Annotated in this window: 11 protein-coding genes; 6 read left to right on the forward strand and 5 right to left on the reverse strand. The window is 39.7% G+C overall.

Annotated features, from left to right (window positions below; translation table 11 throughout):
• Window positions 1–345 precede the first annotated feature (345 nt).
• Complete coding sequence (locus D172_RS02475; protein WP_007378618.1) at window positions 346–1,053, forward strand: helix-turn-helix domain-containing protein; 708 nt, start codon at window positions 346–348, stop codon at window positions 1,051–1,053.
• A gap of 101 nt (window positions 1,054–1,154) precedes the next feature.
• Window positions 1,155–2,081, forward strand: a complete 927-nt coding sequence (locus tag D172_RS02480; RefSeq protein WP_007378619.1) for a DMT family transporter — start codon at window positions 1,155–1,157, stop codon at window positions 2,079–2,081.
• A gap of 122 nt (window positions 2,082–2,203) precedes the next feature.
• On the opposite strand, the gene D172_RS02485 is transcribed toward D172_RS02480, so the two are convergent.
• From D172_RS02485 to D172_RS02500, 4 genes are all read right to left on the reverse strand, one after another.
• Window positions 2,204–2,506 (reverse strand): hypothetical protein, encoded by a 303-nt coding sequence (locus D172_RS02485; RefSeq protein WP_033023840.1) that lies wholly within the window; start codon window positions 2,504–2,506, stop codon window positions 2,204–2,206.
• A 151-nt stretch (window positions 2,507–2,657) separates the two neighbouring features.
• A complete protein-coding gene (locus D172_RS02490; protein ID WP_007378620.1) occupies window positions 2,658–3,857 on the reverse strand; it encodes an AGE family epimerase/isomerase in 1,200 nt (399 codons plus the stop codon).
• Window positions 3,854–4,831: a carbohydrate kinase family protein gene (locus D172_RS02495; RefSeq protein WP_007378621.1), complete on the reverse strand. Its 978-nt coding sequence runs from the start codon at window positions 4,829–4,831 to the stop codon at window positions 3,854–3,856. Before D172_RS02495 ends, D172_RS02490 begins: the two co-directional genes overlap by 4 nt.
• A gap of 16 nt (window positions 4,832–4,847) precedes the next feature.
• Window positions 4,848–6,149 carry an MGH1-like glycoside hydrolase domain-containing protein gene (locus tag D172_RS02500; RefSeq protein WP_007378622.1) on the reverse strand — a complete coding sequence of 434 codons (1,302 nt, stop codon included), beginning with the start codon at window positions 6,147–6,149 and terminating at the stop codon, window positions 4,848–4,850.
• 196 nt (window positions 6,150–6,345) lie between these two features.
• Between D172_RS02500 and D172_RS02505 the strand changes: the two genes are divergently transcribed.
• The 4 genes from D172_RS02505 to D172_RS02520 all read left to right on the forward strand — a co-directional run bounded on the left by D172_RS02505 (window position 6,346) and on the right by D172_RS02520 (window position 13,049).
• Window positions 6,346–8,787: a TonB-dependent receptor gene (locus D172_RS02505; protein WP_007378623.1), complete on the forward strand. Its 2,442-nt coding sequence runs from the start codon at window positions 6,346–6,348 to the stop codon at window positions 8,785–8,787.
• A gap of 197 nt (window positions 8,788–8,984) precedes the next feature.
• Complete coding sequence (locus tag D172_RS02510) at window positions 8,985–10,565, forward strand: sodium:solute symporter (protein ID WP_058230525.1); 1,581 nt, start codon at window positions 8,985–8,987, stop codon at window positions 10,563–10,565.
• 10 nt (window positions 10,566–10,575) lie between these two features.
• On the forward strand, window positions 10,576–11,817 hold the full coding sequence (locus D172_RS02515; RefSeq protein WP_007378626.1) for a glycerate kinase type-2 family protein: 1,242 nt from the start codon (window positions 10,576–10,578) through the stop codon (window positions 11,815–11,817).
• A gap of 74 nt (window positions 11,818–11,891) precedes the next feature.
• Window positions 11,892–13,049 carry an ROK family transcriptional regulator gene (locus tag D172_RS02520; RefSeq protein WP_002957728.1) on the forward strand — a complete coding sequence of 386 codons (1,158 nt, stop codon included), beginning with the start codon at window positions 11,892–11,894 and terminating at the stop codon, window positions 13,047–13,049.
• A 294-nt stretch (window positions 13,050–13,343) separates the two neighbouring features.
• Here the strand turns inward: D172_RS02520 and D172_RS02525 are convergent, their stop codons facing one another.
• Entirely contained in the window at window positions 13,344–14,270 is a 927-nt protein-coding gene (locus D172_RS02525; RefSeq protein WP_007376559.1) for a manganese-dependent inorganic pyrophosphatase, read from the reverse strand.
• Window positions 14,271–14,355 lie beyond the last annotated feature (85 nt).

Raw genomic sequence — 14,355 nt, forward strand, 5'->3', positions numbered from 1 at the left:
GAATGAAAACAGATACTTTCAGATCTAAATAGAGACTATTAAGAACTAAATAGATACAAATAGATGGTTCGTTACCATCTATTTGTAGATTAAAGACTGCTTTATTCGATTATAAATGAAGACAAAGTTGAGCAAACTAAGCTTGATATTCATTAGCTCAAACCTGAATAGACACTTTTGGTAAATAGGTTTTTACCAAGCCTGACAGTCTCAAAAGCCACCAAAGCGGTCATAGATACTTTTAAATAAAGTACCAGTAAAAACTAACACTTCTCTTTATTATCCATTGCTCTAATATGTATAATCAGAATCAGGATGAAGTAAGGCCATACATTTTCTATTATTATGAAAAATCTATTATCCATTCGCTCTTATAGTACAAAACCAACTCGTCACTCACATCACTTTAATCAATTGGTTTTACCCTTACGTGGTGTTATAAATATATGTGTTGGTAATTTCAATGGTAAAGTTGCACCTAGTGAATGTGTTGTAGTTAAAGCCAACGAAGAGCACTTGTTCACTGCTGATACTGAAGCTAGATTTGTAGTCGTGGATATGGAACACCTACCCCTAAACATTTCATCTTCACAATATATTGTTTTTGCGATTAATTCATCTCTTAGAAGTTACTTAACTTTTATCGAAAACCAACTAGAAAACAAAGTTAATACTCAATTAGAGCAGGCAATGTTTGAAATGTTTAGTTTACTGCTTGCAGAGCAACCTTTATTGCCAAAAGTAGATAATCGCATTGGTACAGCAATATCCTTCATAGAACAAAATATTGCATCGCAGCTTCAAATCAAACGCTTGGCTGAGTCTGCTTTCCTGAGTGATACACAGTTTAAGAAACTATTTAAACAACAAACAGGTATGACTGTGATGAAGTACGTAACAAAACTTCGGATGGAAAAAGCTCAAGCTTTACTAACGCACACCGATTATCCGTTACCAATTATCGGTGAAAAAGTAGGTTATAAAGAGCCATCAGCCTTTAGCCGAAAGTTTTCGCAATACTTTGGTCTATCACCAACTAAGTTCAAAAAGTAAACTTAGTCTGAATTGTTAACGATTGCGTCTTAATTGTTAAAAACGCCTTTCATAATTAGCATACTATTTCTGTATTGAAGTTATCATAAACAGGTTTCATTATGGAAAATCATCACGAAAATTTTAAAGGTGTTATTGCCATTATTATTGCTAGTTTTTTGTGGGGAACAACTGGCACCGCAGCAAGCTATTCCCCTGATGTAAGCTCTCTAGCTATTGGTGCATTTTCTATGGGAATAGGTGGAGTCTTACTTGTAATCACAGCTCGAAAAAAGCTACTTATAGATTATAAGGTGATGCTAGAACAACCTAAGGTATTAATATTAGGTGCCGCTTCTGTCGCTATTTATCCATTAGCATTTTATACCTCAATGAGTTTATCTGGTGTTGCCATCGGTACTGTAGTCTCTATAGCTACAGCTCCTTTTTTTGCAGCAATCCTTGAACGTCTAATTAGTAAAAAGAACATATCATTGCAATGGATATTGAGTTTTGTCATTGGAGCGATAGGTATTGCTCTTTTAACGTTAGGTAGAGACCAAAGTAATAATACTGCTTACAGTATTAATCAACAGGGTTTGGGGATTCTTTTGGGTTGTATTGCTGGATTAACTTATGCAGGTTATTCATGGGCAGCAAGGCGTTTAATTGAAAGTGGCGTTCATTCAAAATCGTCCATGTCAGGGCTATTTGGTTGTGCCGCACTATTGTTACTCCCTTCATTATGGTTTACGGGTGATAACTTATTTTCAAGCTCAACTAATGCTTTGGTATCTTTGTATATGGCAATAATTCCAATGTTTTTAGGATACTTATTATTTGGTTGTGGCTTGAATTATATAGATGCAAGTAAAGCAACATTAATAACCCTAATTGAGCCATTAGTTGCAACTATTTTAGCTGTTTTCATTATTGGCGAAAAATTTAAAGTCATTGGTTGGATAGGTGTGGCTTTAGTCTCTCTATGTCTATTGATGCAAACCATCAAACCTCAAAACCAACTAAGATTAGCCTTCAAATCAACTTAGTTATACAGTCTGATATAATTACTGCTTTGGCAAAAAGTTCATAACGCTTTTAGTTGCCAACCATAAGTTAGCGTAAAAATATCAACGGCAGCTTTGAGCTTATTGTTGCCTGTCAAATTTAGTTAAGCTTTGTCATTTAAAAGTGTTCGATCAGTTTGTGATATTACTTTCCACTTACAATTATCTTTCTTTGCCCCAGTACAAGTCACACAATTTACTCGCTCTCTTTTCATTGCTACACAAAGTAAATGGGTAGGACGACTCATAGCGACATATGTTGTTTTGAATCTATCTTCCATTCTGCTAAAACCGGTTTTAGGTCTTTGGTAGCTTTCACCACAAAACAAGTTTCCAGTTTTGTCATTAAAAAAGTAACTCGATTCAAATTTTGAGTAGCTTTCATTCTCTAACAATAGTGTTGCCATGTGAGTCTCTCCTTTTACAGAGTGTATAGTTCCTACTTTAATGGTTATGTCATTGTAGTGGTACAGTGATTTTGGCCACCCATTAAGAAAAAAACCGCCAAACTGGCGGTTAAAAGGTCTACACAACACTGTAAAAGTTATGACTACATAGTTACTTTAATAGTTCGAGCACATCAAAGCAGGCACCCATTGTATGGTAATCAGTTTTACCTATTGGGCTTTTCATCGTGTCTATTTTTTTATTGTCAGCGGTTAAAATTCTAAACCAAGCACCGTATTTATGATCGACTAAATGCTGCCACGAATACTGCCAAATTTTGTCATACCATTGCTGATATTTTTCATCCCCTGTTGCTTGATAAAGATACGCTGCACAACACAGAGTTTCGGCTTGAACCCAAAAGTATTTATCGTCATCGCAAATAGTTTTATCAGGAGCAAAGCCGTAGCAAATACCGCCGTACTTTTTATCCCACGCTACATTTATTGAGTTATCAAATAAGGCTTGAGCGCGTTCAATAAGCCATTTTTGTGGCTTATGCTTATTTAAAAACATAAGTAGTTTTGACCACTCTGTTTGATGGCCAGGTTGAAAGCCCCACGGACGAAATAAATTTTTAGGATCGTCTTTGTTGTACTTTAAATCGACCTGCCAATTTATGTCGTAATGCTCCCAGATTAATCCGCCCATTAAACTAGCTTGGCGGTTAACCATGTTGTCGGCAAGTGTGAGCGCACGGTTTAAAAATATTTCGTCTTTTGTGGCTTCATAAGCGGCAATAAGTGCTTCACAAGTATGCATGTTGGCATTTTGGCCGCGGTATGAATCACATTTTGTGAAGTCGCTGTTATGCTGATCCTTATATAAACCGGCTTTTGCATCCCAAAAATGTGTTTCCATTGTTTGAAATGTATCGTTGAGATATTTACGTGCTTGCGTAACGCCTACGCGGTATGCCCAGCTGTACGCTAAAATAACAAATGCAAAACCATAACAATGATTGGTGTTATCAAGCACGATTGCTTGACCGTTTTCAACTTTTAATAACCAGTTGTAGCCACCTGTTTGCTCAACAAGGTGATGCTTACGAATAAACTCAATCCCCGATTTAACACGATTAAGGTACTTTTCGTCATTAAAGGTTTGATACGCGCGTGCATAGTTAAATACAAAACGAGTAGAGCTTACTAAGTGGCGCGTGTGTTTATCAAATACCTCACCGTTATCAGAAAAGTTTTGGTAAAAACCACCGTGTTCATCGTCAATATTTGGCTCATAAAACGCTAACGTGTCGCTAATGTGCTGCGTTAAAAATTCACGGCTTTTAAAGTTATCAGGTGTGCTTTTCATAGTTTGCTCCTAAAATCGTGTAGAGACTTTTGGTTAGGTAGGGAGTTAAATGCCCCTTTGTAAGATGCGGCATGGGCACCACATAACGAAGCAAATTCAAAAATAGTTGTTAGCTTTGCAGTATTTTCACAAAGGGAACTAAAGCTCGTTGGTGTTAATGCATGTAAACCGAGTTGGTATAGTAAACCACCTACAAACGCATCCCCTGCAGCGGTAGCATCAACCATAGTTACTTTTTTAGGGATAAGCATTTGTTTGCCGTGTTTAGTAAACCAATACATTGGGTTACTTGCATCAGTAACTACAAATAGCTCACAACCGTTATTAAGTGTTTGGGCAATAAACTCATCGCTCGATTGTTCACCCGCTAAGTATTCAAGCTCTTCTTTTGAGGCTTTAATAATTGAGCAGTCTTTTAATAACGGTAAAATATGCTCGCGAGGGTTGGCATCGCTTGGCCATAAATTGAGGCGCAAGTTAATATCAAAGCTTACAATTGAGTTATTTTGTTTTGCAAATTTAACACCGTAAGCGGTGGTGTTTCTGATGTTTTTGTTGGTTAATGTGTTTGAGCAAATATGAAAAATATCGCATTGCTCAAACCATTCGCGACTAAAGTCATCGTTATTAAAGTGCAAATCGGCGGTGTTATCACGGTAAAACTCAAACGTGCGATCGCCATCGTTATCGAGTGATACAAACGCGAGGGCTGTTTTTGCTTTGTTGGTAAAACGCATAAAGTCGGTTTTTACACCTTGCTCTTTTAATGCATTATGTAAAAAGTCGCCAAAGCTATCAGTGCTTAGCATTCCTGCAAAGTAGGCATTACCGCCTAGCTTTGCAATAGCAACGCTTACGTTTGCAGGCGCGCCGCCTGCAAACTTTGTAAACGCTTCGTGTTCGTTGTTGTTTTGGCTCAATTTATTTGAAAGTAAATCAACCAGTACTTCACCAAAGCATATTGTGTGTTTCATGATGTTGCCTTAGTTATTAGTCAAGTAGCCAATGTAATGCTATTGCCGCTGTCCATGAAAAATCTTTACCACCACAGCCTGCACCTGTTTCTGGGTTAAAATATTCGTAGTAGCCTGACTTAACAACGAGGTTGCGCGTATCATCTTGAATTTTTTCAGCCGTTGTTGCAAAGCCTGCTTCTTTAAGGCCTATGGCTATCATCCAGTTGATGTGTAACCAAATTGGGCCACGCCAGTAGCGTTGTGGCTCGTATTTTTCTTCTTTAGGGTGAGTAGATGCCACACTAAATTGGCTCGACTCAATAAAATCTTCGGTGGCTGTATTAATTATTTTAGTTTGCTCATCGCTTGTTAAACCTGCATATACAGTTAATAGCGCGGCTGATGTTTTAACTTTAGCCAAGCTGTTAGTTAATACATCTCTGCAATAAAAGTACTGGCTTTGTTCACACCATAAAGTGTTTATGGCTTGCTCTGTTATTTGTAAACGCTGTGCTAAGTAATCAGTGCGAGCATCGTTTAAGCCAAGTTGTTCACCCATTTTGAGTAAATCTTTGGTTGCACGGTGTAAAATAGCAATAATACCTAGGTCATTCATTTTGTACGGGCACGTTTCGTAAATTACTTTGCTGTCAAAGTTGTTACGTTTAAAAAAGTCTACAAGGTATAAAAAGCGGTCGTATTCACTTTTATGTGGACGCTGAGATGAATCTACATGGCTTGTATCACGGCGCGTATATTCCCAATCCACACATGGCACAGCATGAAGAGCGTCATCCCATGATGGGCTGTTATCCATGCCCGATTCCCACGGGTGGTAGGTCACTACTAAACCTATTTTTTCAGGATCTCGGTCGTTGTACCACCATAAATGATAATCAACTACTTGTGAAAATAACGCTTTAACTTTTTGTTCTGCAAGTGCTTTATCTTTAGCGCTGGCAAGCATTTCTTTCATTATGGTGGCGACTACTGGCGGCTGTGAAATAGACGTACTTTTAATTTTTTTATCCGAACCCCATACGTCAGGGCCAGGAAAATAAGTATCTGAATCTTTATGAAACAAGATGTGCGGCACCATGCCATTATCCCATTGGCCTGAAAATAACACATCAATTTCTTGCCATGCGCGGCTTTCGTCTGATTTCATCCAACCTAGCGCTGTAATGGCTGAATCCCAGTTCCACTGAAACGGGTATAGGCCATGTGTTGGTACTGTATAGCCACCTAAGTCGTTCGCTATAAGTGTTTTAGTAGCAAGGTCTGCAAGCGATGAAGCCGTTGCTGAGTCAATTTTACCGCTGTTTACAGTAGTCATATTGGGTGCTCTTTGTGTGTTATTTCCGATTTGGACAATATTAAAGCACTCATTATGGGTTGTAAATGTTTTTTTTCTGTGCTTAAATCCTGTTCGAAGTAACAAAAAACTAACATGTTTACTTGATTATTTCGGCTTTGCTTAGCCTCACTCTAAGTAAATACACACAGACAACCAGCACAATTGGAGAATACCCGTGAATAAAACAACGATCGCCTCTATTGTATCTTTATGCCTTGCACAGGGCGCTTATGCGGCAGAAGAAGCTGCACCAGATACAGCAAAAAAAGCTAACAACGTTGAGCGTATTATCGTCTCTGGTACCAGTAAAGGGCGTGTTATTTCAGACACTCCACAATCAGTAACATCTATTAGCGAAGACGAGCTGGTAAAGCTGTCTTCAAGTAGCCAAGCGGATGTGCTTCGCTATATTCCGGGTATTAAAGTAGAAGGCGGTGGCGGTGAAGTCGCTACTAACCTACAAGTAAGAGGCTTACCTTCATCGGGTCAGTTTCAGTTTACGCCACTGTCGTATGACGGTTCACCTAGTTTGAGTGTTTTTGGTTTAAACTCATCGGCGTTTGATGTGTATTACCGTAATGATTTGGGTATTGAGCGCGTAGAGTTTGTGCGTGGTGGTGTATCTAATTTATTTGGCCAAGGTTCTGTGGCCGGTATTATTAACTATATTTCTAAAACGGGCAGTGATGATCCGCAAAGTACCGTACAAATGGAGCTTTCTGACCAAGGGCGTACTCGCTTAGATTTTGCAACGAGCGGTCCACTTAACGAAGACGGCTTATATTATGCGCTTTCTGGCTTTTACCGTTACGACGAGGGCCCATTAGATACAGGCCTTGAGACTAAAGGTACACAGTTGCGTGGTAATATTCGTAAAGAATTTGATGATGGCTCTGGCTCATTTACTGTTTATGGACAGTACATTGACGACCAAGCTCAGTTTTACTTACCTATTCCACTTGATGGCGACAGCCGCGAGCGCTTAAGTGGTAATGATGGTCGTGAAGTCGAATCACTGCAAACGGCGCAAGTATCTAACTTAACCTACGATACAGCAAATGGTCGTTATGAATCGCCAATCAGCGATGGTGTAGTTACTAAAGGTGGCTCTATTTCAGTGGTGTTTGAAAAAGAACTCGCTAACGACTTTGCCATTAATATGCGCAGTAAATACGCTAAATATCAACACGAATTTAATCTATTTTTAGACGGCGACGGTATTATTAATGTACCTGAAAGCCAAGACGACTTTTTAGCTAACCGAGGGCTAGGTGATGCAAGCGGTGCTGAGTTTTCTTATGTTAATTCAGGTGTCGCACTTGCAAGTGATGACTTACTATTTGCTAACCGCATTTTAGACCGTGACCGCCCAGCTGAAGATTTTTCTGCAGAATTTAATATCATCAAAAGCATTTTTGTAGGTGATTTTAGCCACGATATTACAGTCGGTACATTTTTCTCGCACAGTGAAGCCGACGACGATAACGTTATTACAACTTACTTAGGTGAGTTTAATAACAACCCTCGCTTAATCGACTTAACGTATACCGATGTTAATGGTGATGAGGTTCAGTACACTCAAAATGGTATTAGTGGCCCTGGTATTTCTTATACTAACCAAACCATTAGCGCTACCCGCCGGGCATTATACGTAGCGGATCAAATGGAAAGTGACGATTGGATTTTTGACTTTGGTGTTCGCTACGAAGAAATTGAAGGCAAAATTAGTCGTGAAGGCAGCCAAGTAGTTCAGATTTCAGATGATCCAACGCTTGCACCTAACTTACAAGTTAACACTACGGGCAGTGGTGTAATGACTTACGGCGAAGTCGACACGTCTGAATTTGCTGTATCAGGAGCGGCGTTATATCGCTTAACTGATAATTTAAATGTATATGCCAATGCATCTCGCGGGTTTTTCTTCCCAGAAATTAGAGGTATTCAGTTTAATGATTTAGGCGAGCCTGCCAGCTACGAAGCCGAAATTGTTGAGCAAGGCGAGCTAGGTGTTAAGTTTTTTGATAACGACTTTAGCGGCAGCATTGCGTTATTTAGAACTGACTTAAAAGACAGACGCAGCGTAGACTTTGTAAATGATGGTAATGGGGGCGTATTAGAGCTGCCAGTTATGCAATCAACTAAAGCAACGGGTGTTGAGCTTACCGGTCGTTACGATATTACCGATGAGTGGGCTGTTGATGCCAACATGACCTATACCGATCACGAATTTACTGAATTTGACTCAGACCCTTCTATTATTGGTAACGAATTACGTCGTAAACCAAAAATACTATTTAACTCATCTATTAGCTACACCGCAGATAACTGGGATGCATCGATTTACCATAACTTTACCGGTAAAAACTTTGCAAATGACTCAAACTCGGTAGAACTTGATTCATTCCACTTATTTAGATTTGATGCAGGCTATAACTGGCAAGTTGCACCAGAGCAAACAGTACGCTTAAGCGTTGGGGTATTTAACCTGTTTGATTCTGACGGTGTTACTGAAGGTTCGCCTCGTCTAGGTAACAGCCAAACGGCAGATAACCCATACTTTGTAGGTCGCCCAATTCTCCCACGACGCGTTACTTTAAGAGTTAAATACGACTTTTAAATAAATGCTTTATGCCTATTAACTCACTTTGGGGTTAATAGGCTTTTTGCATTGTGATGCATTTTTCAGCTAAGTTAGCTACAGGTTTATCTTTTTGACTAGGCTCGTTTATTCAAAAAGGTAAGGGCAGGTAGCCGTTTGGTATTTTAATTTTGAAAAGGCGCAGTGTTTTCATATTGTGAATACGCGAATAAATTATGAATATATTAGATTTTTCAATAGTTGCTCTTTATCTTGGTGCCTTATTGGTAATGGGATTTATGCTACGCGAACAAACCAATAAAAGTGATTACTTTTTAGGGGGTAAAAGCTTAGGTTGGAAACCTTTGGCTTTGTCGGTAATGGCCACTCAACTTTCGGCTATTAGCTTTATTTCGGCTCCTGCATTTGTTGGTTTGCGTGAAGGTGGTGGTATGCAATGGCTCTCGTATGAGTTGGGTGTTCCGCTGGCGATGATTTTAATTTTAGCGACTATTTTACCCAAGCTTTATAAAAGCGGCATTGTCAGTATTTACGATTATCTAGAAATGCGCTTTGGCCGCTCAACCCGTGTGCTTATTAGTGTGGTGTTTCAATTTAGCCGTGCGTTTGCCACTGGCATTATGATTTACGCGGTATCGCTTATTTTACAAGGCACCATGGGAATAGAAGCATGGCAAGCAATTGTACTAACGGGAGTTATAACCGTTTTGTATTCACTGCAAGGTGGGATGAAAGCTGTAGTGTACGGTGATGCGATTCAAATGGTCATCATTGTATTGGGTACTATTGCTTGTATAGGGTTTGGACTGTATCACTTAGGTGGGGTTGATACCTTCATTGCCAATGTTGATTCGAGCCGATTAGAAGCGATTAAGTTTGATTCATTTGGTTTTAGTGGTGATGGCTTTGGCTTTTTACCGATGATTTTTGGTGGTGTGGTACTTTACGCCTCTTACTACGGATGTGACCAAACGCAAGCACAGCGTGCGCTCAGTGCAAAAGATCCTAAAAACCTACGCTACATGATTTTAGCAAATGGTGTAGTGCGTTTTCCTATTACTATTTTATATTGTGTGTCGGGTTTAATTGTTGGCACATTGGCAATGAGTAACCCTGAATTTTTAGCAAAAATTCCAGCAGATAACCCTGATTGGATGATGCCTATATTTATTTTAGATTACCTCCCGCACGGCTTAATTGGTTTGTTAGTTGTCGCTATTTTGTCGGCAGCGATGTCGTCACTTAGCTCTGCAATTAATTCACTTTCGGCGGTAAGTATTGAAGATTACAGCCGTATTTCTAATAAAGAGCTAGACCAACCATCTTACTTAAAGTTAGCTAAGTACTTAGGTTTAGCATGGGGTGCAATTACCTTAGTACTATCACTTTTTGCCGGTGATATAGCGCCGACCATTATTGAAGCTATTAACAAAGTCGGCTCGCTATTTTATGGCCCAATACTGGCGGTATTTTTAGTTGCTGTATTAAGTAAACGCAGTGCTGCATTGCATGCCAATATTGGCTTAATTAGTGGTGTATTAATTAACTTGTTGGTGTCGGTATTTGCGCCTGATATTTTCTGGTTTTGGTGGAATTTTATCGGTTTTGTAAGCGCTGCGGTGATTATTTATGTTACGAGTCGTTTAATTTCAAGAGAGGTAAACGAAGTCACAAAAGTACAAAATGCCGAGACCGTATCAAACTCAATTTTAACTGGCAAAGATATCGTTATGCTACTTAGCATGTTTATTGTGATGATATTAATTTGTTTAGCTATTCCTTCAATTTTTTCGTGAGCTGTGACTAATGGATTCTAAAAAGTCGTTTTTAATTGATTTATTTACCACTGCGGTAAATGCCTGCAAACCGAGTGCTTGCATGAGTAAGTATTTAGAAAATATAGATGCAAGCAAAGGTTTGTGTGTAGTAGGGGCGGGTAAAGCCGCCGCTGAAATGGCCGCCGAAGTTAATCGCTTTTATGGTGATAAATGTTTTGGCGCAGTGGTAACGCGTTATGGCTACGAAAGTAGCGGTGATACTGGGCGAATTAAAGTGCTTAGTGCAAACCACCCAACACCAGACGATAACAGCTTAGCTGCTGGCAAAGAGTTATTGGAACTTGTAAAAAATAACCCGGCTGATATTCCTATTTTGTTTATTATTTCGGGGGGCGGTTCGTCGTTGATGTGCCTACCTGTTGATGATGTGCCTTTTTCACAAAAGCAAAAGCTTAATCAGTTTTTACTTAGAAGTGGTGCAAGCGTTGATGAAATAAATGTAGTGCGTAAGCAGTTGTCACTTGTTAAAGGCGGTAAGTTAGCGCAGGCCGCTAAGTCAGATTACGTTACGCTCATTATTTCAGATGTAGTAGGGGACAAACCAAGTGATATAGCATCAGGCCCTACTATTAGCGATGGCAGTACTAAAGCCGATGCACTGGCTATTTTACAAAAGTACAATTGGCCAGTAATGGCAGAGGTTGAAGCGCATTTATTAAAACCAGAGCAAGAACGAGTTGCTGATACCGTGGGTGAGTACTTTATTGTTGCAAATGCGCAGCATGCTATTGATAGCGCTATAAGTGTTGCACAGCACCAAGGCTGGGAAACCCAGGTACTAGGGTATGATATTCAAGGCGAGGCTAAAGAAGTTGCAAAGGAACATGCGGCTATCGCTCTTGAGCAAAAAGCCCAAGGCAAGCGCGTTATGTTGTTCTCTGGTGGCGAGCTTACAGTAACTGTTGCTGATGTTTATGGCGATGGCGGGCCCAATCAAGAATACTTAATGGCGTTGGCTGAGGTACTTAATGGCGAAGCGGGTATTTACGCACTTGCTTGTGATACCGATGGTGTTGATGGTAGTAAAGATGTAGCGGGTGCGTATATAAATAACAGTACGATTGCTCGCGCACAAGATGCAGGCGAAAACTTACGCGCACAGTTAGAAGGGCATAATAGTCATCAGTTTTTTAAAGCCATTGATGATTTAATTATTACTGGGCCAACTAACACAAATGTGAATGATTTTAGAGTGATAGTGATTGAGTAGGCGCAGTTTGCCCACTTGTTCTTTATAATGGTTTCACGTAATCTTGTGCTCCAATTTTGTTAGGGTTAATACCTATGTTTTCGTTAAACAACAGTAACTTATTACGCTCTGGTTTTGAGCTTGGAAAAGGCGAAAAGCTATTTCAAGATATTGAGCGCGATATTATAAAAGTGGTGTTTTGGGAAAAGTGCGTAACTCAAAGTCATATTGTGAGCGCAACTCGTATTCCACAGCAAACTGTGTCGCGTTTACTTAAGTCGTTAACCCAACACGGTGTAATTGTACAAACTGATACGCTAATTCCTAATAAAAAAGGCAAACCTGGGTTTGGCATTGCCCTTAATCCCGATTACGGATTTACCTTTGGCTTAGCTATTTTGCTTGATGCTATTTCGCTTGCTGTAATGGATTTTACGGGAAAGGTGGTTTACACCCATATGCAGCTAATGTCGGATATGAGCATTAATAATGTGCTTAAATGTGCACAAAAGCTGGTAGAAGATATAAGCGCTGAGCGTGACATTCCAAGTGAAAAAGTACTGGGAATGGGTGTGGGTATCTCTGGCTTTTTTAGCTCAATGGATGGGAAAATGAATACCCACCATATGCTAGAAGAGTGGTCGCAGGTTGATATTATCGATATTGTGTCGCAGCATTTTCAACTCCCAACTTGGGTTGTTAACGATGCTACAGGCGCAGCCGCAGGTGAAGGTGTTGCAGGTATTGGGCGCGAGTATAAAAACTTTGTTTATATGTTTGTGTCGGCTGCATTTGGTGGTGGTATTGTAAATAATGGCGACGTACTGCGCGGTACATACGGAAACGCAGGTGAGCTTGGCGACATGCTACCGCCTAAATTATATGCCCACCCTAATCTTGAATTACTAAAACGTATTTTGAAAAAAAATGGCGTAGCGGTTACTTCTATTTACGACCTGCATGACAACTTTGATCCTGATTGGCCAGGCGTTGAAGAGTGGTTGTTTAAAGTTCAAGACTCATTTGATTTAGTGGCAACCTGTTGCTCTGCTTTATTAGATGCTGAGGCGATTATTATTGGTGGCCATATTCCAAAAGAGTTGGCTGAAAAAGTTATTGCACGAACTGAGGTTTATGCACAATTTAGACGTGGCGCTAAACGCCCTATGCCAAAGCTGGTGGTATCTAATATTGATAATTTTCCGGTATCAATTGGCGCAGCCACATTGCCATTTAGAGAATTGTGTTTGTAGCTTAATACCAATCCGCAATAATACTTAATCATTTTGCGGGGCTACACGTGTCGCTACCTGCGTTAAAAAATTCTCATTTACGACTGCATGGATGCAAAAGGTAGAGCAATGCAGGAGCAATTGCCGAGAACAACTAAATATCGAATTTTTTGCCTAGCTATCAACACGTTTTTCCAACCTCAAAATAGCTTATTTAATTAAGCTAATTGGTATAAGAAATACACATTTTAAAAACAAAAAAGCCGATATTGTTTTATGCAATATCGGCTTTTTTAGTGCTATTTGTTAAAGTTATTAGGCTTTTGAAAACGCATCTTGCAGTGGTGGAACTACTTGCTTTTTACGGCTCAGTACACCATCTAACCATACTTTATCATTCTCTGGTTTTACACCGTAAGCCTGCTCAACTAAGTTTGCATCGTCAGATACAATTAGCATTTCTGAGCCTTCTTTCATTATGTCGGTAAGCAGTAAAAATACAGAGTGGCGGTTGCCCTCTACTTTTAACTTAGCAATATCGGCTGCAAGGTCTGCTTTAATATCGTCAAAAACAGCAAGGTCGATTACTTCTAGTTGGCCAATGCCTACTAGGTTACCGTTCATGTTGAAGTCTTTAAAGTCACGCATTACTAAATCACGTGCTGGTGTGTTTTCTACCGCAGATTTAACGCGGAACATATCCATACCAAGTTCTTTAAAGTCTTCTACGCCTGCAATTTCAGCTAGCGCTTCAACACATTTAATATCGGCAGTAGTACATGTTGGTGATTTAAATATGACTGTGTCGCTTAAAATTGCGCACAGCATAATACCAGCGATGTCTTTAGGGATTTCTACACTGTAAAAATCGTACATCATTTTAATAATGGTGTTCGAACAGCCAACAGGGCGAATCCAACATTCAAGCGGAGTCGATGATGTTAAGTCACCTAGTTTATGGTGATCTACCACACCAACAACGCGAGCTTGGTCGATATCATCGGGTGCTTGTGTTTTTTCTGTGTGATCCACAATGTAAACGTCTTCGCCAGCGTAGCTTAATTTTAGCTCTGGTGCTTCGAAGCCAAATTTATCAAGGATAAATTGAGTTTCTGGTGAAATTTCACCAAGACGTGTTGGAATTGCTGGCTCATCGATTTGGTTTTTTAAATAAGCCAGTGCAATTGCACCACAAATAGAATCTGAATCTGGGATTTTATGGCCCACTACATACATAGACATTGACGGAACTCCTTTAAATTTGCCGATATTCTAACAAAGTCTGCACGGTTTAACATATAGACAGTGCAATTAAGTTTTAGTTACA

Origin of the sequence: Pseudoalteromonas sp. Bsw20308 (assembly GCF_000310105.2) — a bacterium.
Taxonomy (GTDB): Bacteria; Pseudomonadota; Gammaproteobacteria; order Enterobacterales; family Alteromonadaceae; genus Pseudoalteromonas; species Pseudoalteromonas fuliginea.